Source organism: Pseudodesulfovibrio portus (genome assembly GCF_026000375.1).
GTDB lineage: Bacteria > Desulfobacterota > Desulfovibrionia > Desulfovibrionales > Desulfovibrionaceae > Pseudodesulfovibrio > Pseudodesulfovibrio portus.
The window spans coordinates 2,105,457-2,126,605 of sequence record NZ_AP026708.1; the positions used below are offsets into that span (position 1 = coordinate 2,105,457).

General features: G+C 64.2%; 24 protein-coding genes. 17 read left to right on the forward strand and 7 right to left on the reverse strand.

Annotation, left to right across the window (positions count from 1 at the left end; all coding sequences use genetic code 11):
* Positions 1-35 precede the first annotated feature (35 nt).
* Together OO730_RS10165 and OO730_RS10170 are read right to left on the reverse strand one after the other, a co-directional pair.
* On the reverse strand, positions 36-1,370 hold the full coding sequence (locus OO730_RS10165) for a histone deacetylase family protein (protein ID WP_264981355.1): 1,335 nt from the start codon (positions 1,368-1,370) through the stop codon (positions 36-38).
* A gap of 2 nt (positions 1,371-1,372) precedes the next feature.
* Positions 1,373-3,076 carry a hydantoinase/oxoprolinase family protein gene (locus tag OO730_RS10170; RefSeq protein WP_264981356.1) on the reverse strand — a complete coding sequence of 568 codons (1,704 nt, stop codon included), beginning with the start codon at positions 3,074-3,076 and terminating at the stop codon, positions 1,373-1,375.
* 227 nt (positions 3,077-3,303) lie between these two features.
* Between OO730_RS10170 and OO730_RS10175 the strand changes: the two genes are divergently transcribed.
* The 6 genes from OO730_RS10175 to OO730_RS10200 all read left to right on the forward strand — a co-directional run bounded on the left by OO730_RS10175 (position 3,304) and on the right by OO730_RS10200 (position 9,155).
* Positions 3,304-4,167, forward strand: coding sequence for an SDR family oxidoreductase (locus tag OO730_RS10175; RefSeq protein WP_264981357.1), 864 nt, complete (start codon positions 3,304-3,306; stop codon positions 4,165-4,167).
* Positions 4,164-4,934 carry an HD-GYP domain-containing protein gene (locus OO730_RS10180; RefSeq protein WP_264981358.1) on the forward strand — a complete coding sequence of 257 codons (771 nt, stop codon included), beginning with the start codon at positions 4,164-4,166 and terminating at the stop codon, positions 4,932-4,934. Before OO730_RS10175 ends, OO730_RS10180 begins: the two co-directional genes overlap by 4 nt.
* Before the next feature lie 3 nt (positions 4,935-4,937).
* Positions 4,938-5,486 (forward strand): GrpB family protein, encoded by a 549-nt coding sequence (locus OO730_RS10185; protein ID WP_264981359.1) that lies wholly within the window; start codon positions 4,938-4,940, stop codon positions 5,484-5,486.
* 79 nt (positions 5,487-5,565) lie between these two features.
* A complete protein-coding gene (locus tag OO730_RS10190) occupies positions 5,566-5,952 on the forward strand; it encodes a cupin domain-containing protein (RefSeq protein WP_264981360.1) in 387 nt (128 codons plus the stop codon).
* Positions 5,953-5,961: 9 nt separating this feature from the next.
* Positions 5,962-6,759 carry a helix-turn-helix domain-containing protein gene (locus tag OO730_RS10195; protein WP_264981361.1) on the forward strand — a complete coding sequence of 266 codons (798 nt, stop codon included), beginning with the start codon at positions 5,962-5,964 and terminating at the stop codon, positions 6,757-6,759.
* Between the two features lie 119 nt (positions 6,760-6,878).
* Positions 6,879-9,155 (forward strand): PAS domain S-box protein, encoded by a 2,277-nt coding sequence (locus OO730_RS10200; protein WP_264981362.1) that lies wholly within the window; start codon positions 6,879-6,881, stop codon positions 9,153-9,155.
* A 28-nt stretch (positions 9,156-9,183) separates the two neighbouring features.
* On the opposite strand, the gene OO730_RS10205 is transcribed toward OO730_RS10200, so the two are convergent.
* Positions 9,184-9,894, reverse strand: a complete 711-nt coding sequence (locus OO730_RS10205; RefSeq protein WP_264981363.1) for a M48 family metallopeptidase — start codon at positions 9,892-9,894, stop codon at positions 9,184-9,186.
* A complete protein-coding gene (locus tag OO730_RS10210) occupies positions 9,895-10,323 on the reverse strand; it encodes a DUF523 domain-containing protein (protein WP_264981364.1) in 429 nt (142 codons plus the stop codon). It abuts the gene before it with no gap.
* Between the two features lie 72 nt (positions 10,324-10,395).
* Here OO730_RS10210 and OO730_RS10215 point away from each other — a divergent pair, with 72 nt between their 5' ends.
* The 8 genes from OO730_RS10215 (at position 10,396) to phoU (ending at position 16,603) form a co-directional block, all read left to right on the forward strand.
* A complete protein-coding gene (locus tag OO730_RS10215) occupies positions 10,396-11,553 on the forward strand; it encodes an MFS transporter (RefSeq protein ID WP_264981365.1) in 1,158 nt (385 codons plus the stop codon).
* Between the two features lie 73 nt (positions 11,554-11,626).
* Entirely contained in the window at positions 11,627-12,133 is a 507-nt protein-coding gene (locus OO730_RS10220) for a chemotaxis protein CheD (protein ID WP_264981366.1), read from the forward strand.
* Between the two features lie 29 nt (positions 12,134-12,162).
* Positions 12,163-12,960 (forward strand): acetolactate decarboxylase, encoded by a 798-nt coding sequence (gene budA / locus OO730_RS10225; RefSeq protein WP_264981367.1) that lies wholly within the window; start codon positions 12,163-12,165, stop codon positions 12,958-12,960.
* Positions 12,961-12,964: 4 nt separating this feature from the next.
* Positions 12,965-13,267: an Hpt domain-containing protein gene (locus OO730_RS10230; protein ID WP_264981368.1), complete on the forward strand. Its 303-nt coding sequence runs from the start codon at positions 12,965-12,967 to the stop codon at positions 13,265-13,267.
* 9 nt (positions 13,268-13,276) lie between these two features.
* On the forward strand, positions 13,277-14,236 hold the full coding sequence (locus tag OO730_RS10235) for a glycosyltransferase (RefSeq protein ID WP_264981369.1): 960 nt from the start codon (positions 13,277-13,279) through the stop codon (positions 14,234-14,236).
* Positions 14,237-14,312: 76 nt separating this feature from the next.
* On the forward strand, positions 14,313-15,038 hold the full coding sequence (locus tag OO730_RS10240; RefSeq protein WP_264981370.1) for an AMIN domain-containing protein: 726 nt from the start codon (positions 14,313-14,315) through the stop codon (positions 15,036-15,038).
* A 116-nt stretch (positions 15,039-15,154) separates the two neighbouring features.
* Positions 15,155-15,916, forward strand: coding sequence for a phosphate ABC transporter ATP-binding protein PstB (gene pstB / locus OO730_RS10245; protein WP_264981371.1), 762 nt, complete (start codon positions 15,155-15,157; stop codon positions 15,914-15,916).
* Positions 15,917-15,937: 21 nt separating this feature from the next.
* On the forward strand, positions 15,938-16,603 hold the full coding sequence (phoU, locus tag OO730_RS10250) for a phosphate signaling complex protein PhoU (RefSeq protein ID WP_264981372.1): 666 nt from the start codon (positions 15,938-15,940) through the stop codon (positions 16,601-16,603).
* A 364-nt stretch (positions 16,604-16,967) separates the two neighbouring features.
* Here phoU and OO730_RS10255 read toward each other — a convergent pair whose 3' ends face one another.
* Both OO730_RS10255 and OO730_RS10260 read right to left on the reverse strand, forming a co-directional pair.
* Complete coding sequence (locus OO730_RS10255) at positions 16,968-17,336, reverse strand: Hpt domain-containing protein (protein WP_264981373.1); 369 nt, start codon at positions 17,334-17,336, stop codon at positions 16,968-16,970.
* Between the two features lie 80 nt (positions 17,337-17,416).
* Positions 17,417-17,791, reverse strand: a complete 375-nt coding sequence (locus OO730_RS10260) for a winged helix-turn-helix transcriptional regulator (protein WP_264981374.1) — start codon at positions 17,789-17,791, stop codon at positions 17,417-17,419.
* Positions 17,792-17,960: 169 nt separating this feature from the next.
* On the opposite strand from OO730_RS10260, the gene OO730_RS10265 reads away from it, so the two are divergent.
* Both OO730_RS10265 and OO730_RS10270 read left to right on the forward strand, forming a co-directional pair.
* A complete protein-coding gene (locus OO730_RS10265; RefSeq protein WP_264981375.1) occupies positions 17,961-18,470 on the forward strand; it encodes a nitroreductase family protein in 510 nt (169 codons plus the stop codon).
* Positions 18,471-18,479: 9 nt separating this feature from the next.
* A complete protein-coding gene (locus tag OO730_RS10270; RefSeq protein ID WP_264981376.1) occupies positions 18,480-19,052 on the forward strand; it encodes a flavodoxin family protein in 573 nt (190 codons plus the stop codon).
* 447 nt (positions 19,053-19,499) lie between these two features.
* On the opposite strand, the gene OO730_RS10275 is transcribed toward OO730_RS10270, so the two are convergent.
* Positions 19,500-19,739, reverse strand: coding sequence for a hypothetical protein (locus OO730_RS10275; protein ID WP_264981377.1), 240 nt, complete (start codon positions 19,737-19,739; stop codon positions 19,500-19,502).
* Positions 19,740-19,829: 90 nt separating this feature from the next.
* Between OO730_RS10275 and waaF the strand changes: the two genes are divergently transcribed.
* On the forward strand, positions 19,830-20,867 hold the full coding sequence (gene waaF, locus OO730_RS10280) for a lipopolysaccharide heptosyltransferase II (protein WP_264981378.1): 1,038 nt from the start codon (positions 19,830-19,832) through the stop codon (positions 20,865-20,867).
* Positions 20,868-21,149 lie beyond the last annotated feature (282 nt).

Consider the following 21,149-nt stretch of genomic DNA (forward strand, 5'->3'; position numbering starts at 1 on the left):
ATTTAGGCTCTCTCACAAATGCCCTTGAAACTCCCCTAGAATCCGTACCGCAGGTATTCCTTGTCCAGCCGGTTGATCATCTGCATGTAGCGGTAGGTGCCCTTGATCTGGGCCTCTTCCAGGACGTGGTAGCCCTTGGCCCGGCATTTGGGGCAGGCGTTGATGGGGATTTCCACGCCCAGGCAGAGCGGGCCGGAGTCGGCCCGGGTTTCGACCTTGTAGAGACCCCGGCAATCCTTGCACACGGTTACGGTCTCCTGCTGCACCTCGTTGATGCCGTCGGTGTCGTAGTAGACCTGCTTGTGCCGGATGAAGGTGTCGCCGGACAGCACGCCCTGGCGGGAGTCGTCTGACGGCTTGACCGCGGGCGGGTCGAAATAGAGTCTGGGGAGCTGCTTGCACAGCTCCTCGATATACGCGGTGGTCTTGGCGTCCTGGCGGATGCGTTCGGCGTTGTAGTTGGGCTCCATGACCTGGGAGTAGTCCACGCCCGCCATGGCCAGGCAGATGCCGAGGTTGATGTAGGGCAGGGCCCCCTGGATGGAGTAGCCCCCTTCGAGCACGGCGATGTCCGGCTTGAGCATCTCATTCATGGCCGCGTACCCGCGCGCCGAGAAGTTCATGTTGGTGATGGGGTCGGTGAAATGGTTGTCCTGGCCCGCCGAATTGATGACCAGGTCCGGCTTGAAGTCGTCGAGGATGGGCAGGACGATCCGCTCGACGGCCATGAGGAAGCCCTCGTCCGAGGTGTGCGGCGGCAGGGGGATGTTGATGGTCCGGCCCCTGGCGTTGGGTCCGCCCAGCTCCTGCGGGAAGCCGGTGCCGGGGTACAGGGTGCGCCCGTCCTGGTGCAGGGAGATGAACAGGGTGTCCGGGTCGTGCCAGTACACGTCCTGCGTGCCGTCGCCGTGGTGGCAGTCGGTATCCACGATGGCCACGCGCTTGTGGCCGTATTTCTCGCGGATGTGCTCGATCATCACGGCTTCGATGTTGATGTTGCAGAACCCGCGCGAGCCGTGCACGACCTTCATGGCGTGGTGGCCGGGGGGGCGGACCATGGCAAAGGCGCGTTCGCGCTCGCCCTGCATGACCAGGTCGGCGGCCTTCATGGCCCCGCCGGCCGAGATGAGGTGGGACCGGGTGGCCACCGAGGGCACTTCCGGGAAACAGAAGTGGACGCGCTCGACGTCTTCGATGTCGGCCACGTCGGGCTTGTATTCGCCCACGCCCTCGATGTCGAAGAGGCCTTCCTCGCGCAGCTGGTCCTGGGTGTAGAGCAGCCGCTCCTGGCGCTCGGGATGGGTGGGCGAGATGGCCCAGTCGAAGGCCGGGAAAAAGATGATGCCGAGTGAGTTGTTGGCCTTGAGCATGACTATCTCCCCGCCCCGAAGGTCTTGACCACGCCGGGCCGCACCTGGGCCTTGACGCGGATGTTCCTGCCCACCTGCTCCATGTCCTCGACCATGTTGAAGCTGGATGCGTGGGTGATCTCGGCGTTCTCGGTCTTGAGCTGCACGCCCATGGAGTCGAGGTGCATGACCAGCTGGTTCACGGCGTCCTTTTCGGCGTCCGCGAGGTCGTACCGGGTGTGGATGTTCTCGCGGTAGGATAGGGACGGGATGAACAGCACGTGCCGCTGGGTGTCGGCGAACAGCTCCAGCTCCCAGGTGGTTCGGGTCAGGGCCGCGCCGATGGCGTTGGCCACGTCGAAATTGTCCGGCACCTCGGTGGAGAGCTGGAAGCGGCGGAAGAGATGGGTCTTCATGGCCTGGGCCGGGCCGCCCATGAGGTAGACCTTCTTGGGCACGATCTTCTTGTCCTGGATCAGCTCGTGGATGGTGTAGACCGGCTTGGAGTTGATGGCGTCCAGCAGTTCGCGGGCCGCGACGTGGATGGCGTCCGTGGCGTGGGCCACGGCGGCCTCGGCCAGTCCGTCGCCGGTCATGGAATGGGCGGTCGCATAGGCGTCGATGGCGGCCCGGGATTTTCCGGTGTCGCCCACCGCGCAGTCTCCGGTGCAGTTCAGGGCGTCGGTCAGGGTGACGCGCTCGCCGCCCAGGCACACGGACGGGCCGATCCGGTTGGGGCCGACGCGCACCTCGTCTCCAACCACCGAGATGGCCGAGTCGCCGCCGATGCCGATGGAGTGGACCTTGAGGGCCGAGACCAGGGTCGGGTGGGAGCCGATGTCGATGCCCTCGCGCTCGATGAGCGGCGCGCCCGAGGCAAAGACCGCGATGTCCGTGGTGGTGCCGCCGATGTCCAGGATGATCGAGTCGTGGAAGATGTCGGTCAGGGCGATGATGCCCATGACCGAGGCGGCGGGGCCGGAAAAGATGGACTGCACGGGCATTTTCCGCGACTGGGAAAGGGGCATGGTGCCGCCGTCCGCCTTGAGGATGTTGACCTTGACGTGGGCCAGGCCCATGCCCTTGAGCGCCTTTTCCACGGCGGTGGCGAACTGGTTGTAGAGTCGCCAGACCGCGCAGTTGAAGTAGGCGGTGGCCACCCGGCGGGGGAAGTTCAGCGCTCCGCCCAGCTGGTGGCCGAGGGTGACGAAGTCGGCGTACTCGCAGACCGACTCGTCCACGCAGTTGCAGACCATGCGCCGGATGTAGTTTTCGTGGCGCGGGTTGCGGGTGGAGAACTTGCCCACTGCGGCGTAGACGCGGATGTCGTTCTTGCGGCAGGCGTCGATGGCTGCCGAGAGCTGGCGCGGGGCCAGGGCGCGGACCTCGTTGCCCCGGTGGTCGATGGACCCGTCGATGACGTGGAAGTCCTTGCAGGGCATGAAGTTGTGCGGGTCGATGCCCGGTCCTGCCGAAACGATGACGCCCACGTCCTCGGTCTTGCCCTGGACGATGGCATTGGTGGACAGGGTGGTGGACAGGTTGAGCTGGGTGACGGCGGCCTGATCCACCTCCTTGAGGATGGTTTCAAGGGCCTCGGTCACCGAGGAGAGCAGGTCGTCATGGCGTGTGGGAACCTTGCAGGACGCGGCCACGCGCACTCCGCTTTTCGTGTCGATGGCGACCGCGTCCGTGTGCGTGCCGCCGACGTCTATTCCGAGTAGCATTCTTTCTCCAAATTTTTTCAAGCGTAGACTGGATTTACCACTGCTTGCGCCCATGGCGCAACATTAATCGGCCAGTGGTCAAAATGGTCCGGGGAGTGGTCAAGGGTTTGGTTGGCGGAATTCCTCCGTAAACAGGGGTTTGCAATTTGCCTAATGGAGTCCACTTCGTGTAGCGTGGGCCGGTCACTCACCACCAAGCCCCTGCGCGGCAGGGGAAGGAGATATGCATGGGCAGGATTTTCATCGCGGGCGCAGCCGGGAACATCGGCTCCGCCCTTGTGGAGGAACTGGACAGGGACGGGATCGTGGCCGGTGTGCACTCGCCGGAAAAGGCGGAGACCCTGGCCGGAAAGGGGGTCGAGGCGCGGGTCTTCGATTTCGCGGACGCGGACTCCATGGCCAGGGCCATGGACGGATGCGACCGGCTGTTCCTGGTGCTCCCGTTCCGCGAGGAGCTGGCCCGGTACGGTCGTCTTGCGGTTGACGCGGCCAAGGCGGCGGGCATCGAATACATCGTCCGCTCCTCGGGCTACGGCGCGTCCTCGGACGCCCACTGGCGGCTGGGCCGGGAGCAGGGCATGGTGGACCAGTTCGTGGAGGATTCTGAGATTCCCTTCACCACCCTGCGGCCCAACTCCTTCATGCAGAATTTCATCGGCCCGCTGGCTCCCATGGTCCGCTCCGGCGTCATCGCCCTGCCCGAAGAGGACTACGCGGTCAGCTACATCGACGTTCGCGACATCGCGGCCTGCGCGGCCCGGCTGCTCACGGATGGCGAAGGGCATACGGGCAACGCCTACGCCCTGACCGGCCCCGAGGGGCTGACCCTGCATCAGGTGGCCGGGAAGATCGCGGCGGCAGGCGGCATCACCGTGACCTACACCCCCGTCGAGGAAGAGGCCTTCATCAGAGCTTTGGACACCAATGGGGTGCCGGAGTGGAATCGAAACATGTTGGTCAGCCTGTCCAGGGTGGTCAAACTCGGCATGATGGGCAACGTTACCCAGGCCGTTGAATACCTGACCGGCACTCCGGCGAGGTCCTTTGACGGTTTTGCCGAAGAAAACGCCGGGGCCTGGAAGCAGCCATGACGCCGCTCAGGGGTCGCGATGAGCTGCTGCGGATCATCCGCAAGATATCCGCCGGGGAATACACGGACGAGATCCTGGATCTGACCGGGCCGGAGTACGGTCCGGACATCCAGGAGCTGGCCGAGGCCGTGGGCATGATGATGGTCAGGATCGAGGCCAGGGAGAACCGGCTCGAGCAGCTCCTGGACAAGATTCGCAAGGACACCGTGAACACCATAACCGCAGTGGTCCGGGCCCTTGGCGCACGCGACGCCTACAGCGAAGGCCACGGTGAGCGGGTGGGCCGGTACGCCCGGCGGCTGGCCCAGCGCATGGAACTCGACAACGGCGAGGTGGAGCGCATCCGCATCGCCGGCACCCTGCACGACATCGGCAAGATCGGGTTCAGCGACGAGCTGTTTTCCGGCGAGGACACCACGCTTTCCGAGACCATGAAGGCGGAGATACGCCGCCATCCTGAATGGGGACGGGATATACTCAAGAACCTCGATTTTCTCGGTCCGGCCCTGGAGTACGTCTATGCCCACCACGAACAGGTGGACGGCAGCGGCTACCCGCGCGGCCTGTCCGGCAGGGACATCCCTTTGGGCGCACGCATCATCGCCGTGGCCGACTGCTTCGACGCCATGACCACGGATCGGCCCTACCACCGGGGCGTGCCCCTTGAGGACGGGCTTGAAGCCCTCAGGTCCATGGCCGGGTCCTATCTCGATGCGGAACTGGTGGAAGCGTTCATCGTGGAAATCAGGGGCAACGGCCTGTCGTAGCCAATGGAAACCCTGGAAGAAAAGATCGAGCGGGTGCTCAGGGATCGCGTCGAGCTTGCCCCCTACGACCCGACCTGGCTGGCCCGGTTCGAGGAGGAAAAGGCACACCTGCTTTCCTGCCTGTCGGACAGGCTGGTCACGCGCGTCGAGCACTACGGCAGCACCGCCGTTCCGGGCATGACGGCCAAGCCCGTGGTGGACATGCTGGTCGAGGTGGCCAGCCATGAATGGGCCGATGAATGCGTCCCCTCCATTCTTCAGCCGCCGACCTACGATTATTTCCGGCGGCCTCTGGACGACGGCCATTATCCCTGGCTGATCAAGCGGAACGCGGCCGGGCGGCGGACCCACCATATCCACATGGCGGAGAAGGATTCGCGGCTCTGGGAGGGGCTGGCCTTCCGGGATCATCTCCGGGCGCATCCGGACGATGCCGAGGCGTATCGGGAGTTGAAGCTCCGGTTGGCAGAACGGCATCCCGGCGACCGCATCGCCTACACCGAGGGCAAGACCGACTTCGTCAACGCCATTCTGGCCAAGGCAGGGCGGTAAGCGCGGCTTCGTCCGGCAAGATCGTACAAGACCCCGAGCTGACCCCGTTCTATTCTCCTGAAAAATCACAGGAGGAATCATGGATACTGTTTTTGCCGCCTTCGACACCGGCACGGTCGCGGGGCCGGACTTCGACACCGGGTCCGACAGTCTCGACTGGCACCCCCACCCCGCATTCACGGGGGTGGCCCTCAAGCACCTGGTCACGGGAAAGGACACGGACAACCGGTTCAGCGTCCATCTGGTGCGGCTTGAGCCGGGTGCCGAGATAGGTCATCATGTGCACAAAACCAATTGGGAGCTGCACGAGGTGGTGGCCGGGAGCGGCTGCTGCCGCCTGCTCGGTCGGGACAAGGACTACCGATGCGGCGTGGTGGCCGTGATGCCGGAAGGCGTGGGCCACAGCGTGCATGCCGGGCCGGACGGCCTGTGTTTGTTCGCCAAATTCGTTCCGGCGCTCGCCTAGGGGAAAGGGATGACCAGGAGCACGACCGAATTTACCGAGATTTCCGGCCTGGACGGCGTGTCCGTTGTCCGGCATTGCGGAGACTCGCCCACAGAGGCCCGCCACATGCACGCCTCCCTGTGCGTGGGGGCGGTCCTGTCCGGGCGGCGCGAGCTCCTGCTGGACGGGGAGCGGCACGCCGCAGGGCCCGGCGACGTCCTGGTCATCCCTCCGGGCGCGGCCCACGCCTGTCCGTGCGCCGGGGAGTGCGAGTACATCATGGTCAGCATCCCGGTCTGCCTGCTCGAACGCTTCGGGCTGGCCCTGGAGCATGGGGGCGAGCGGATTGTCGATGATCCCGCCCTTTTCGGGGCCGTCCGCTCGGTGGCAGACACGGCAACCCTTTCCGCGTCATGCCTGGAGCGGCAGGCAACGCTCCTCAGGCTGCTGTCGCGGCTGTGTGCCGAGGAGCCGCAGGCGGAACAGGACAGGCCGGAGCCCGATGCGGTGGCCGCTGCAAGGCGTTGCCTGGAGGCCCGTTTTGCCGAAGACCTGCCCCTCGGGGAACTGGCCCGCCTGGGCGGTTGCAGCCCCTGCCGGTTGAACCGCGTGTTCGCTTCGGTGGTCGGGATGCCCCCGCATGAGTATCAGACCCTGCAGCGGGTGCGCCGGGTCAAGGAGTGCATCCGTCATGGCCTGGGGCTGGCGGAGAGCGCTGTGGAGGCGGGATTCGCGGATCAGAGCCACATGTCGCGCTGCTTCCGAAAGGTCATGGGCATGACGCCGGGGAAGTTCGCCAAAGGCCTTTTGCCGCGTCCTCCCGAATAGGCCCGCGCCGGGGCACGTCTGGCCCGAGTGGCCGGAATTCATTTCATTTCCCGACCTCTTTTGCTATGCTGTATTCACGCGGTCTTTATGCCGCGTCCTGAATACGGGTTAATGCCATCATGAAGAAACGCCTTATTTTTCTGATTTCCACCCTGGCCGGGCTGGCGGTTGCCGCCGGGGCGTTTCTCGTCTTTCGCGCGGACCTGGCGAATCACCGCCAGAACCTGCGCGCCCACGTCCTGCACGGACTCTCGGACGTCAAGGCGGATGCGGTCCAGGCCGTTTCCCGAAAAACCAATCTGGTCAAGGCGGTGGAGTCCGTCATCAGGATCAATCCCGACCTGTCGCACCGCGAGTTCGAGGTCCTCATGCGGGGGTTGCTGGACGGGCTCTTCGACATCCGCTCCGTGCAGCTGGTGCAGGAAGACCGGGTCACGCACTCCTATCCCGACCAGGCGCAGGACGCGGGGGGCGCGATCCTGAAGGGCATGACCCTGCGGGCCCTGGAGGGCGGCCTGGTGCAGATCGCCTACAGCGGGGCCGAGGGCGCCGCCCCCACGGGCATGACCATCTTTGCGCCGGTCTCCGTGCCCACCGGAGACGGGGGGATGCGGAAGTGGGGGCTGATCGTGGTCGACGTCGACGTCAACGCCTTCATGCTCATGGCCGGGATGCCCGGGCATCTCAAGGACGTCATGGTGGCCCTGCGCGTCCCCGGTCCGAAACGGGGCCGCGAGATGGTCCTTTCGGGCAGCCCGCCGGTCTACGATATGGAGCCGCTTCGCGCGGACATCCGGTTTTTTTCCCAAGTCTGGCAGCTGGCTGCGGTCCCGGCCAAGGGGTGGTCCACCTCTCCCCGGAGCAAGTACATCATCGGCGGCGGCGTGCTGCTGGCCTTCCTGGTGCCGGTCTCCCTGTGGATGACCCTGTCCGTGTTCATGGGCCGGTTCGAGGACCGGGAAAAGTACCGCTACCTCGTCCAGACCGCCAAGGCCATCATCCTGCGCGTCGATCTGGCTGGCGAGGTGGAGTTCTGCAACGAGTACGCCGAGCAGTTCTACGGCTACGGCCACGGCGAATTGATCGGCAAGCCGCTCGTGGGCACCCTGATTCCGGAAAAGGACCTGGAAGGGCAGTCCATGAAGCGGTACATCGGCCGGTTGCTCATGAACCCGTCGGCCCATCCGTTCAACGAGACCATGAACCTGCGGAAGAACGGCGAAACCGTCTGGGTGGCCTGGGCCAATCAGGCCATTTTCGCCGGGGACAAGAAGACCATGATCGGGCTGCTCTGCGTGGGCACGGACATCACGGACCGCAAGCTCATGGAGGAGGCCCTGCGGCAGCGGGAGAAGCAGTACCGGTTGCTGGCCGAGAACGTGTCCGACGTCATCTGGGGGCTGGACGCGGACCTGCGCTACACCTACGTCAGCCCGTCCGATGAAATGCTGCGCGGCTTCAAGCGGTACGAGGTGCTCGGACTGTCCATAAAGGAATTTCTGACCCCGGCCTCCCGGGTCCGGCTGACCGGTCTCCTGGCCATGCTGGAAAAGGAGATGGGGGCCGAGTCCACTCCGGCCTCCGCCACCGAGGACCTGGAATTCACCTGCCTCGACGGGTCCACGGTATGGCTGGAGTCCAGGCTCGGCCTGATGCTCAATGAGGAGGGCGACCGGATCGGCATCCAGGGCGTGAGCCGGGACATCACCGACCGCAAGCGGGCCGAGGCCCTGCGCGAGGACATGGAGCGCATGGCCAAGCACGACCTCAAGACCCCGCTGGGCGCGGTCATCGGCCTGCCGGGGGAAATCCGCAGGGTCGGGCCGGTGACGCCGGAGCAGGGAGCCCTGCTCGACACCATCGAGAACGCGGGCGGCGCCATGCTCTCGCTCATCAACCGCTCCCTCGACCTCTACAAGATGGAGTGCGGCGTGTTCACGCTTCACAAGACTCCCGTGGACGTGGTGGAGGTCATCGAGCGCATCAAGGGCGAGGCCCAGCCCCTGATCAGGGAAAAGGGGATCAGCATCGGCATAGAGACGCCCGGCGAAAGCGGGACCGCATTCCTGGTCCATGCGGACGCGGAACTGTTCCAGTCCATGCTCTCCAACATGCTGCTCAACGCGCTGGAGGCTTCTCCGGAGTCCGGGGCCGTGTTCGTCACCCTGGGCAGGGAGGACGGGCCCTTCATCACCATCTGCAACAAGGGCGAGGTGCCCCTCCGCATGCGCGACGTGTTTTTCGAGAAGTACGCCACCTCCGACAAGACGACCGGCTCCGGCCTCGGCACCTACTCGGCCCGGCTCATCGCCCGCACCCACGGCGGCGACATCACCGTGGACACCTCCAGGAAAGGCGAGACCAGTGTGACCATCACCCTGCCCGAGCAGGGATAGCGCGGCCTTCCGTCCTCCGAAACCGTCCCTATCCGAACCAGAGCGGCACGTGCTTTGCGCCGTGCTTCAATTCGTCTTCCAGCCGTATGTAGTCCGGCTCGTACCGGGCCACGCAGGCCCAGTATCGCCTGGAGTGGTTGAGGTGCCGGGTGTGGCAGAGTTCGTGGATGAGCAGGTGGTCGACCAGTTCCACGGGCAGAAAGAGGAGCTTGGCGTTGAGGCTGATGGTCCCGCGCGCCGAGCAGCTCCCCCAGCGGGTCTTCTGGCAGCGGACGCGCAGGGCGGCGTATTCGAGCCCGGTGCGGCGGCTCATGGCGTCGAGCATGGGCAGCAGGGCCTCGCGCGCCTTTTTGGCGGTGTGTCTGCGCAGGGCAGCGAACACGGATTCCCGGTCGGAGATGTCGCCGGAGATGTGCAGCCGGGGCCCGTTTTCCATGAGCTTCACGGGGCCGGGACGGTCCAGGTAGTCGAGCCGGACGGTCCGGTCCACGGCCCGGTATTCGAGCGCGTCGGGCAGCTCCGGGAGGGTGCCGGACAGGTCGCGTCCCGCTTGTACCAGCCGGTCGCGGGTGCGCTCGATCCAGGACCGCTTTTCGTCGAGGATGTCCGGGACGAGGCCGGTGTCGAAGCCGCGCGGGGTGACCACTTCCAGCCCCCTGCCGGGAACGATTTTGACCAGCACCCGGCGGGCGCGCGGGTGGGTCTTCACGGTCAGGGGCAGCCCTGCGTACTCCTTCACCTAGTCGAGTTCCTCTTCGGTGCGCACGGTGAAGCCGTTTGCCTTGAGCAGTCCGGCGAACACGCCGTCGCCGGGGATGCGGGTGGAGGTGAAGGTGCCGTCGTAGATGGTGCCGGACCCGCAGGACGGGGAACGCGCCTTGAGGATGGCCGTGGTGCAGCCGTACAGGCGGGCCAGGCGCAACCCTTCGGCGGCTCCGCGTTCATATTCTTCGGTCCGGTCCACGCCGTCGTCGCCGAAAACCAGGCCGTTGCGGATTTCGCACGGGGGGCGCGGGGTGGGCAGTCCGCCCATGACTTCGGGACAGAACGGGACGGCCAACCCCTGGCGGACCATTTCCTCGACGCGGGGGTCGCCGTCCACTTCGCCGTTGTAGCGGCAGAACATGCCTGCCAGGCAGGCTGATACGATGACGGGTGGCTGTTTCATGGGCGCGATTCTATACTTGATCTCGGCTGTTTGAAAGGCCTATTGTGCTGGCCGTGACCCAAGGAAACAACCATGCCTGATGAATACAGAAAGCGGAGTATGTACCTCTTCCTGCTGGTGCTGGTGGTGGGCTCGTGCGTCGGCTTCCAGGGGTGGCGCACCCTGCTCAACAACTTTGCCGTGGAAGAGGTCGGCCTGGACGGGTTGGGCATGGGCATCGTCCAGTCCGTGCGCGAGGTGCCGGGCTTCCTGACCCTGCTGGCCATCTACGTCATCCTGATCCTCCGCGAGCACAGGCTGGCCGCCCTGAGCGTGGTCATCATGGGCATGGGCGTGGCCCTGGCAGGGCTGTTGCCCACGCTCTCCGGCCTGGTCTTCACCACCCTGGTCATGAGCTTCGGGTTCCACTACTTCGAGGCCATGAACCAGTCCCTGACCCTCCAGTATTTCGACCACGCCGAAGCGCCGCTGGTCTTCGGCAGGATGCGTTCCGTCAACGCCCTGGCCAACGTCATGGTGGGCGGGGCCATCTATGTCATGGCCAAGTTCATGGGATACGCGGAGATGCTGGCCGTCCTGGGCGGCGTGGCCGTGGCCGCCGGGCTGTGGGCCCTGACCCGGGACCCCTCTCGACAGGACCTGCCGCCCCAGCGCAAGGCCATGAGCCTGAAGGGGAAGTACTGGCTCTTTTACGGATTGACCTTCCTGGGCGGTGCCAGGAGGCAGATATTCGTGGCCTTCGCGGTCTTCCTGCTGGTCAAGAAGTTCGGCTTCACCATCCAGCACGTCACCATCCTGTTCGTGGTCAACAACGTGCTCAACTATTTCATCAGCCCGTATATCGGCAGGTCCATCAACCGGTACGGCGAGCGCTGGGTCCTGAGCCTGGAGTACGCCACCCTGGCTTTCGTCTTCCTGGGATACGCCTACACGGAAAGCGGCATGGTGGCGGCCCTGCTCTACGTGGCGGACAACATCTTTTTCAATTTCTCCATGGGTATCAGGACGTTCTACCAGAAGATAGCGGATCCGCGCGACATCGCCTCTGGCATGACCATGGGGTCCACCATCAACCACATCGCGGCGGTGGTGGTCCCGGTGATGGGGGGGCTGGTCTGGATCAGCAACTACCAGGCGGTCTTCCTGGCGGCCGCGGGCATGAGTCTGGTTTCCCTGGCCCTGGCTCAGATGATCCCCGGACAACTGGAAAAAAGGCAACAACAAGGTTGACTTGCCCCTCGATACTGATAGCCTGAATACTAGTGATAGTTCCCATCTGGAACCGCCAACCCGGATCGGACCGATGAAAGGATTGTACCAGGACCTCCCCAAGATATTTCTGCAGACGGGCGACTGTTTCATAGGCGTTCAGCCGACCATGGTCACCACCGTGCTCGGGTCGTGCCTGGGGGTGACCATGCACGTCCCGAAAATGGGCATCGGCACCATCTGCCACGCCTTCCTTCCGGACAGTTCCGACTGCAGGGCCTCCCTCGTCCCGGAGCCCCAGATTTGCCGGTTTGTTGACACGGCCCTGCAAAACATGCTGGAAACCATGGACAAGATAGGCGTTCCCCGGCGGGAACTGGTCATCAAGATGTTCGGCGGGTCGTCCGGCATGGCCGTGCGCAACGTGGAGAACACCACCTATGACATCGGCAGGCGGAACATCGCCATGGCCAGGAAGCTGCTCAAGTTCGCCCGCCTGGACATCCAGGTGGAGGATGTGGGCGGACAACGGGGACGCAAGCTGTTGTTCAACACCCAGACCGGCGAGGTGTGGGTCAAGAAGCTGCGCGAGCCCCTGTAGGTAATTTTCAACAGAACGGGGAACAGATCATGATCTCATTTTCCAGACGACTCCGGCTCCTTCTCCCCGCCCTCGGGTTGGCCCTGTTCCTGGCCGCGCCCTCGCTGGCCGGGGACGCGGTTTTCCAGTATTCGACCATCGACGCCCTCCTGGCCGGGTTGTACGAAGGGGACATGACCATGGCCGAGTTGGCGCGCAAGGGCGATTTCGGCCTCGGCACGCTCAACGGCATCGACGGAGAGCTGGTGGTGCTCGACGGCGTGGGCTACCACGTGTCAGCCGGGGGCGCGGCCGTTGTCGCCCCGGGCGCGGCGGCCATTCCCTTTGCCACGGTCTCCTTTTTCGGCGGCGACCGGACCCTGGACCTGGGGACCATCGACTCCCTGGCGGCGTTGAACGAGGCCGTGGTCGCGGGGCTGCCGTCCAAGAACGTGTTCTGGGCCATCCGCATCGACGGCGTGTTCCCGTCGGTCAAGGCGCGGGCCATCCCAAAGCAGAGCCCCCCCTATGACCCCCTGGCCGAGGTGGCCAAGCAGCAGGTCGTCGTCACCCTCTCCGGCGAGGGGACCCTGGTGGGCTATTATTCGCCGCCGTTCGTCAAGGGCGTGAACGTGCCCGGCTTCCACTGGCATTTCCTGACCGCCGACCGGGCCAGGGGCGGCCACGTCCTGGACTGCTCCCTCAATCCGACAACGGCCCTGCTGGACGAGCTGCGGACCCTGACGGTCCGGTTGCCCGCTTCCGCCGAATTCGACGGGCTGGACCTGTCCGGCGACAAGACCGGGGAACTGCACGCCGTGGAAAAGGGCCCGGCAAAAGGCGAGTAGCGGCATGTCCAGGATCAAGGTCGTCATCGATCCCGAGCTCCAGCCCATCATGGGCCGGTACATGGAGATCCGCCGCGAGGAACAGGATCAGCTCGAAGCCGCCCTGGCCGCCCGGGACCCGGAGTCCGTCCGGCAGCTCGGGCACAAGCTCAAGGGGACCGGCGCGTCCTTCGGCTTCGATGTCCTGACCGAATGGGGTGCGGCCATCGAGATGGCGGGCAGGGACGGCGACCTGGACCGGGCCGCAGAGGTGGCCGCCGAGGTCCGCCGCTTCATCGACAACGTGGACATCGTGTACGGGCAATAGGGAGAGGTTATGCGCATCCTCATGTTCGCCATCAATGATCCCGCCGGGACGGCCATCCAGTTCTGCAAGGCCATTCGGAACCACTCCCCCCATTCCGCACGCCTGGTCACCCTGGAGACGCGCTACACCCACGGCTGGGAAAAGGACATCCACGTGCCGGACATCGGTCCGGACGGCCTGGAGGAGCTGCGCATGCTCATGCAGGAGGCGGATATTTTCCACTTCCACATGACCTGCGACGAGCGTCAGTCCTTCGGCGGCCTGATCCCCGCCGACTTCATCAAGGGCAAGGGCATAGTCCACCACCACCACGGCCACCACGATTTTCGCTCCGACCCGGAGTCCTTCCGCCGCAAGTATGAACAGCTCGACCGCAGGAACCTGCTGGTGTCCACCCCGGACCTCATGCACCTGCTGCCCGAGGCGCGCTGGCAGCCGAACCTGGTGCCCATAGACGAGCCGCTGTTCATGCCGCTGTGGGGCCGGTTCGACGACCCCGGCCAGCTCAAGGTCTGCCATTCGCCCACCCGCAAGGACCTCAAGAACACCGACGACTTTCTGGCCGCCGTCAAAGAGATCAACAAGCGCAAGGTCCATATTTCCGTGGACCTCATCGACGACGTGCCCAACAGCGAGTGCCTGGCCCGCAAGCGGCGGTGTCACGTGCTGTTCGACCACATGCAGGGCTACTACGGCGTGTCCAGCCTGGAGGGGCTCTCGCAGGGCGTGGCCGTCATCGCGGGACTCGACGAGTGGAACCGGGACAGGGTGTCCGAGTTCGCGGGCACGGGCGACCTGCCGTGGCTGGCGGCCCGGGACCGGGCCGGGCTGACGTCCCTGCTGCGTGACCTGGTCAATGACCGCGAACAGTGCCGGGCCGCGGGCGAAAGGGGCCGCCGGTTCATGGAAGACCACTGGTCCGACGGCCGCGTGGCCGCTCACCTGACGGAGTTTTATGCATCCATCTGATGCTCCGGTCCGGGCCTTTGCCATTTTGGGCCGTTTCCAGTATATCTCTCACACTGAAATTCAACGAGGGTGAGCAATGTCGCGAACATTCGGGCAATGGTTCCGCTTCCTTGGTGCGTGCGTGGCCGTAGGATTCCTGGTTTCCACCATGTACGCGTCCCTGGGCGCGACCAGGGGGGGCGAGGCCGGGGATGACGTACGCAACGAGGTGCGCATGGAGGTGGACTTCACGGTCCTGCCCGTAGTCCTGCCCGACGGCAGCGAGACGGTCCCGCCCATGGACCCGGACGCCATTGACGGCGAATCGACCCTGCCGCCCGAATCGACCGTTCCCCAACAGGCTGTGGCGGAACCCCCGAAACCGGCTCCCGTGGCCGAACCTTCTCCTACCCCCGCACCGGCCCCTGCAACTGCTCCCGCGCCCGAACCTGCACCTGCACCTGCACCTGCTCCCGCTCCCGCGCCCGTGGCCAAGACCGGCCCCGGCACCATCAGGAGCGTCAGCCTGGACGAAAGCGCCGACGGCTTCACCATAACGGTCCGGGCGGACAGGGAGGTGGGCGACACGTCATACATGAACCTGGACAACCCCCGGCGGCTGGTCATCGACCTGCGCGCGGGGTGGAAGCTGGCCACCGGGAACGTGGTCCGCTCCAAGGGCGTGGTCAAACACATCGTCATCGGCGAGCATCCGGACCGGCTGAGGATGGTGGTTCATTTCAATACAGCCCCGAAAGGCCGGTTGACCCCTTCCTTCTCCCGAACCGGGACGGCTCTGAAGATCAGGGTCGAATCCCCTTGACGCCGCAGCCACTGTCACGCAAATGTAACAAACGGGTCATTCGAACGTAACCGCCCGGAGGTAGTCGTGTTTGGTCGCGTGCCGCGCGGCATATTTTTTTGTCATGGAGAAACACAATGACGACCGCCATCAAGGTGGCTTCCACCAACCTTGATTTTTACTACGGTGATTTCAAGGCCCTGGAAGACATCAGCCTCGAATTCGAGCTGAACCGCGTGACTGCCCTCATCGGGCCGTCCGGTTGCGGCAAGTCCACGTATCTGCGGTGCATCAACCGCATGAACGACCTCATCCCGGGCACCAAGGTGCAGGGAAAGATGGTCCTGGACGGTGAGGACATCTATGCCTCGGGTATCGACGTGGTCAGCCTGCGTCGCCGCATCGGCATGGTCTTCCAGAAGCCCAACCCCTTCCCCAAGACCATTTTCGAGAACGTGGCCTACGGGTTGCGCGTGAACGGCGTGAAGGACAAGCAGTTCATGGAGCAGAAGGTGGAGGAGTCCCTGCTCGGCGCCGCCCTGTGGGACGAGGTCAAGGACCGGCTGCATACCTCCGCCCTGGGGTTGTCCGGCGGCCAGCAGCAGCGGCTGTGCATCGCCCGCGCCCTTGCCGTGGAGCCCGAGGTCCTGCTCATGGACGAGCCCGCGTCCGCCCTGGACCCCATCGCCACCCAGAAGATCGAGGATCTGATTCACGAGTTGAAGAAGGAATTTACCATTATCATCGTCACCCACTCCATGCAGCAGGCCGCCCGCGTGTCCGATCGCACCGCGTTCTTCTACATGGGCAAGCTCGTTGAGGTCGACGACACCAAGACCATGTTCACCAACCCGGCCAACAAGCAGACCGAGGACTACATCACCGGTCGGTTCGGCTAGGCCGGGACAGAGGACAACCATATGGAACAGAGAGCACATTTTTCCAAGAAACTCGAGGACCTCAAGGTCATGGTCCTGCGCATGGCCGCGCTGAGCGAGTCCGCCGTGCACAAGGCCATCAAGGCGTACCTGGAGAACGACTCCGATCTGGCCGAGTCCGTCATCGTGGGCGACGACGTCATCAACGAGATGGAGGACGAGATCGACAACTTCAGCCTGGAGCTGCTCGCCCTCGACCAACCCATGGCCGTGGACCTGCGCACCATCGTCGGCGCCCAGCGCATCGTCGTGAACCTGGAGCGCCTCGGCGACGAGGCCGTCAACCTGGCGCACCGGGCGCTCTTCCTGTCCACCCGGCCGCCCATGCCGCACAACCCCAAGATGGAGAGCCTGGCAGTCACCGTCAAGACCATGCTGTCCGACGCCCTCAAGGCCTACGTGGACGACGACGTTTCCCTTGCCGGGCAGGTCTGCCGCATGGACGACAAGGCCGACGACCTGAATATCGCCATCCTGCGCCAGATGGTCAGCGAGATGGTTACCGAGTCGCGCATCGTGGAACGGGGCGTGCACACCATCATCGGGGCCCGCCACCTGGAACGTATCGGCGACCTGGCCACCAACGTGTCCGAGTCGGTCGTTTTTGTGGTGGAGGGCACATCCCTGAAGCACAAATGCAAGGGGTAGTCCCCGGACAAACGAAATCAAGCCCCGTCCGGCGTTGCCGGGCGGGGCTTTTCTTTCGTTTGTCCGGGGGAGTGCCGGCTTCCGATAGCGGGCCATCCGCACATTTTCCCGGGCTTGCCGCTGTCCTCGCCGTACGGGTGTACGGCTGTGGTACGGCTGCGCCCGAGAAAATGCACATCTGACCCACTCTCGAAAGCCTCTGGTCACCGGGGGGAAGAGGGCGAAGGGCCGCTTCGCTTCTTCGCCAGGAGAGGCGGGGAGCCGCTGTTGGGTGCGTGCCGCACCCAAGTCGCTTCAGGGAAAGAAGAGGCGAGGGGGCGCTACGCTTCCCTCGCGGGGAGAGGTAGAAAGGCGGGAGGGGGAATTATTTGGGGAGGGCGGCTATGGCCTGGGACAAGGAGGCGATTTCCTGGTTGAGGGCTTGGGCCAGTCGGGGGCAGTCGGTGGGGGTACGGGTGGTAGCGTGATGTTCAAGGGCTTCGGCGGTTTGGCGGACGGATTGGGCGCCGATGGAGGCGGCCACGCTCTTGATGGTATGGGCGTGGCGGTGGACGTCGCCGAGGGTGTCGGACTTGATGTCCTGGCGCATCAATTCGAATTTCTCGCGAATCTCGATCATGGCCTGGGGCACCAGGACCATGATCTCCGAGCGGGTCAGTTCAAGGAATTCGCAGGCCCCGTCCAGGTCGAGCACGGGCAGGCTCCCGGTCGGGGCGGTATGGTCGCGGGACATGGCAAACCTCCGTATGGATGCCGACAATACATCACTCGCCCGTTTGATGGAAGAATTTTGCACATTTTTCGTGCATGTCGTCACACGGCGGCGGCTGGCACGTTTTCGGCGTGCCAGTCCTCGTACTTGCGGCCCCAGTCGCAGAGGTTTTCGATGACCGGCATGATGCTTTGCCCCAGCCCGGTCAGGGAATACTCGACCTTGGGCGGCACTTGGGGGTATACTTCACGATGCACGATGCCGTCCGCTTCCAGCTCCCTGAGCTGCTGGGTCAGCATCTTCTGGGTGATGTTGGGGATGGACCGCTTCACCGCGCTGAACCGCAGGGTCCCGTCGTTGCCCAGCCGGTGGATGATGATCGGCTTCCACTTGCCGCCGATGACCTGCAGCGTCAGTTCCACGCTGCAATAATACTTCTTGTTTCCACAGAACTTCAGGCTGCAGTCTCCGCCCATTCCTCACTCCTCGCCGGTTCGTCGTCCGCTTGGGCGGCCCGGAAATGACAGTATCTTTTTGGTAACTATAGAACTTGAAAGTGCGTACTTGATCTTTTGCAACCATTAGCAGAAAAGAGGATCGAGGTAAACAACTCCCCGGGGAACCGGAAAGCAAGGAGAGATGCATATGGAAATCATGGAAGCCCTGCGCACCCGGCGCAGCATCCGCAAATTCGAGGACCGGCCCGTGCCCGGGGAGATGATCCGCGACATCCTGGACGCGGCCATGATGGCCCCCAGCGCGGGCAATGCCCAGCCCTGGCAGTTCGTGGTGGTGGACGACCGCGCCGTGCTGGACCGCGTGGCGAACATCCACCCGTACGTCAAGATGGTTCTCCAGGCCCCGCTGGGAATCCTGGTCTGCGGCGACCTGTCCAAGGAGAAGTACCCGGGGTATTGGGTGCAGGACTGCGCCGCAGCCATGGAGAATCTGCTCCTGGCCGCCCACGGCCTCGGCCTGGGCGGGGTCTGGACCGGCATCTATCCCATGGAGGATCGGGTAGCCGCCTTCAGGAAGCTGCTCAAGCTGCCCGAACACGTCGTCCCGCTCGGTTTTGCGCCCCTGGGCTGGCCCGCGCAGGCCCCCAGGTCCGAGAGCCGGTATCTGGAAGAACGCATTCACCACAACACCTATTAGGAGAATTCCATGAAAGTAGTCGCATTCAACGGTTCCGCCCGCAAGGGCGGCAACACCGCCGAGATGATCAACAAGGTCCTGGCCGAATTGGAGGCCGAGGGGATCGAGACCGAACTGGTGGAACTGGGCGGCAAGAAGATGCACGGCTGCATCGCCTGCTACAAGTGCGCGGAGAACAAGGACCGCCGCTGCGCCGTGGACAATGATTTCGTCAACGAGTGTATCGCCAAGATGGACGAGGCGGACGGCATCATTCTCGGCTCGCCCACCTATTTCGCCACCATCTCCACCGAGATGTCCGCGCTCATCGACCGCGTCGGCATGGTCGGCCTGGTCAACGACTCCATGTACGCGCGCAAGGTCGGCGCGGGCGTGGTCGCAGCCCGCCGGGGCGGCGCCATCCAGGTCTTCAACACCCTGAACGCATTCTTCTTCATCAATCAGATGGTCGTGCCCGGCTCCCGCTACTGGAACATGGGATTCGGCCGCGAAAAGGGCGAGGTCCTGAACGACGCGGAAGGCATGGAGACCATGTCCGTCCTCGGCAAGAACATGGCCTGGCTGATGAAAAAACTCGCCTAGCCGGGGATGCCTCCGGCGGCCAGGGGGGAAACTTTTGGAAAAGTTTCCCCCCTGGACCCCCCTTCCAAACTTTTTGGGTCGCCTGTCGGCGAGGGGCGTGCGGGGCGAGAGAGCGCCTTGGTTTGGGCCGCACGGAAAGTCCCGAAGTCTTCACGCAAAGTTGCCAGCGGTGCGCCGCTGGCAACTTTGCGTAAATCCTTCGGGACGGTGCCTACGCCACAATCCCCGTCTTTCGTCATTGGAAATAACGTGTAGTGGCGTGTCGAAACGGCGTGAGGAAAGAGGCACATCTGCCCTTAACCGAAAACCGCGCGGATGCGCCTACAAAAAGTTTGGGAAGGAAGAGGGGATGGGGGTCCGGGGGAAGGGGAGAGGGAAGCCTTTTGCCAAAAGGTTTCCCTCTCCCCTTCCCCCGGCCGCCGGAGGCGGTAGACCGCTTCGTCCCGGCTAGCTGGTGACGTCTTCGAACTTGTCGGCGATGACGGCGGCGTCGGCGGGGTTGGCTTCGAGTTCGAGTTCCTTGGACTTGCCGTGGCAGCGGAAGCCTTCGGGCCCGAGGGAGACGTAGCCTGCGGACAGGGCCGTGGTGTAGGGCATCTGCTCGCGCATCTCGTCGAAGTTGATGCGATTGGGGAATATGACGGGAACCGGCGCGCCGGAAAAGTCTTCGAACATGATGTATTTCATGGTGTCTCCTTTGGTGCGGACAGGTTACCGGCATGCGGCGATGAGATCAACCGTTGCCTGAACATCCCAGACAGGATACATCTGATTCCGATGCAGGAATACACAAAAATAGGTGTCTGGCAGACCGCCTTCCTTGGCGACGCCGTGTTGACCCTGCCCCTTTTGCGGGCGCTCAAGGATCGGTTCCCCGGTGCCGAAATCGACTTTTTCGTGCGCAGCGGCGTGGAGCCGGTGTTCGAAGGGCAGCCGGAGATCACGCGGGTGCGTCCCTTTGCCAAGCGCGGCAAGCAGAAATCCCTGAACGCGGCGGTGCGCCTCGGCTGGGAGATCGGTCGCGAGGGGTTCGACCTGTGGATATCCGCGCACGCCAGCCTGCGGTCGGCCTTTGTTTCCGGAGCCACCGGCATCACCCGGCGCATCGGGTATTCCCATCCGTGGTACAACCGGTTCGCCTACACCGAGACGGTGGACCGGCGGTTCGACGAGCTTGCCGAGATCGAGCGGCTCATGGAGCTGGTCCGTCCGCTGGGCATTGAAGGCCCGGCCCCCCGGGCGAAGCTGGTTCTGGCAGACCAGGCCACCGAGGCGGCGGATGCGTTTTGGGCGGAGGCGGGCTTTTCCGGCCCGGTGCTCGGCATCCACCCGGGTTCCACATGGCCCACCAAGTGCTGGCCTGTGGAGTATTTCAGCGACATCGTGCGCAGGGCGGTGGAGTCCGGCGCGCACGTTCTGGTCTTTGCCGGACCGGGCGAGGAGGGCGTGGCGCAGCAGGTTGTCGACGGCGCTTTGGCCGACCCGTCGCGGGTCATCAATCTTGCGGGCAGGCTCTCCCTGCCGGAACTGGCCGCCTATCTCGGCCGGCTCGACGGATACCTGACCAACGACTCCGGCCCCATGCATCTGGCCTGGACACAGGACGTGCCCCTAGTGGCCCTGTTCGGCCCCACTGTGGAGAAGCTCGGGTTTTTCCCGCGCGGCGTGCACTCCACGGTCCTGGAAGCCGATGTCTCCTGCCGTCCCTGCGGCCTGCACGGCCCCAGGAAGTGTCCCGAGGGCCATTTCCGCTGCATGAAGGAACTCACGCCGGATCGGGTGTGGGAAGCTCTCAAGGCCAAGCTCGGACTGTAGCTTCCATCCGTCTTTTCCCGACCACACGTTTGCGCTGGATTGAGGTATGCATATACCCTGAGGAGGCGCTGTGCCCTTTATTTATCCCGCATTGCAATCCGTTGCCGCCCTGATTGCCCTGCATATGGCCCGGCTGGGCTTCTCACGATTCCGAAACCGACACATGGGGTCTCCTCTCCTGGTTTCAACTGGAAAGGCTCCGTACGCCTCTGCACCATGGTCATGGCCGTATGGTTCATGGGGCTGCCCTACAACGGTTTGGGAGCCGGAAAAGTAAAAAGG

Excerpts from the sequence above, each read along its gene's own strand:
- OO730_RS10240 (WP_264981370.1), top strand. The coding sequence starts at position 14,313 with ATGTCGCGAACATTCGGGCAATGGTTCCGCTTCCTTGGTGCGTGCGTG.
- OO730_RS10170 (WP_264981356.1), bottom strand. The coding sequence starts at position 3,076 with ATGCTACTCGGAATAGACGTCGGCGGCACGCACACGGACGCGGTCGCC.
- OO730_RS10220 (WP_264981366.1), top strand. The coding sequence starts at position 11,627 with ATGAAAGGATTGTACCAGGACCTCCCCAAGATATTTCTGCAGACGGGC.
- OO730_RS10185 (WP_264981359.1), top strand. The coding sequence starts at position 4,938 with ATGGAAACCCTGGAAGAAAAGATCGAGCGGGTGCTCAGGGATCGCGTC.
- OO730_RS10255 (WP_264981373.1), bottom strand. The coding sequence starts at position 17,336 with ATGTCCCGCGACCATACCGCCCCGACCGGGAGCCTGCCCGTGCTCGAC.
- OO730_RS10260 (WP_264981374.1), bottom strand. The coding sequence starts at position 17,791 with ATGGGCGGAGACTGCAGCCTGAAGTTCTGTGGAAACAAGAAGTATTAT.
- OO730_RS10215 (WP_264981365.1), top strand. The coding sequence starts at position 10,396 with ATGCCTGATGAATACAGAAAGCGGAGTATGTACCTCTTCCTGCTGGTG.
- waaF (WP_264981378.1), top strand. The coding sequence starts at position 19,830 with ATGCAGGAATACACAAAAATAGGTGTCTGGCAGACCGCCTTCCTTGGC.
- OO730_RS10175 (WP_264981357.1), top strand. The coding sequence starts at position 3,304 with ATGGGCAGGATTTTCATCGCGGGCGCAGCCGGGAACATCGGCTCCGCC.
- OO730_RS10210 (WP_264981364.1), bottom strand. The coding sequence starts at position 10,323 with ATGAAACAGCCACCCGTCATCGTATCAGCCTGCCTGGCAGGCATGTTC.
- phoU (WP_264981372.1), top strand. The coding sequence starts at position 15,938 with ATGGAACAGAGAGCACATTTTTCCAAGAAACTCGAGGACCTCAAGGTC.
- pstB (WP_264981371.1), top strand. The coding sequence starts at position 15,155 with ATGACGACCGCCATCAAGGTGGCTTCCACCAACCTTGATTTTTACTAC.
- OO730_RS10275 (WP_264981377.1), bottom strand. The coding sequence starts at position 19,739 with ATGAAATACATCATGTTCGAAGACTTTTCCGGCGCGCCGGTTCCCGTC.
- OO730_RS10195 (WP_264981361.1), top strand. The coding sequence starts at position 5,962 with ATGACCAGGAGCACGACCGAATTTACCGAGATTTCCGGCCTGGACGGC.
- budA (WP_264981367.1), top strand. The coding sequence starts at position 12,163 with ATGATCTCATTTTCCAGACGACTCCGGCTCCTTCTCCCCGCCCTCGGG.
- OO730_RS10235 (WP_264981369.1), top strand. The coding sequence starts at position 13,277 with ATGCGCATCCTCATGTTCGCCATCAATGATCCCGCCGGGACGGCCATC.
- OO730_RS10180 (WP_264981358.1), top strand. The coding sequence starts at position 4,164 with ATGACGCCGCTCAGGGGTCGCGATGAGCTGCTGCGGATCATCCGCAAG.
- OO730_RS10165 (WP_264981355.1), bottom strand. The coding sequence starts at position 1,370 with ATGCTCAAGGCCAACAACTCACTCGGCATCATCTTTTTCCCGGCCTTC.
- OO730_RS10200 (WP_264981362.1), top strand. The coding sequence starts at position 6,879 with ATGAAGAAACGCCTTATTTTTCTGATTTCCACCCTGGCCGGGCTGGCG.
- OO730_RS10230 (WP_264981368.1), top strand. The coding sequence starts at position 12,965 with ATGTCCAGGATCAAGGTCGTCATCGATCCCGAGCTCCAGCCCATCATG.
- OO730_RS10190 (WP_264981360.1), top strand. The coding sequence starts at position 5,566 with ATGGATACTGTTTTTGCCGCCTTCGACACCGGCACGGTCGCGGGGCCG.
- OO730_RS10265 (WP_264981375.1), top strand. The coding sequence starts at position 17,961 with ATGGAAATCATGGAAGCCCTGCGCACCCGGCGCAGCATCCGCAAATTC.
- OO730_RS10270 (WP_264981376.1), top strand. The coding sequence starts at position 18,480 with ATGAAAGTAGTCGCATTCAACGGTTCCGCCCGCAAGGGCGGCAACACC.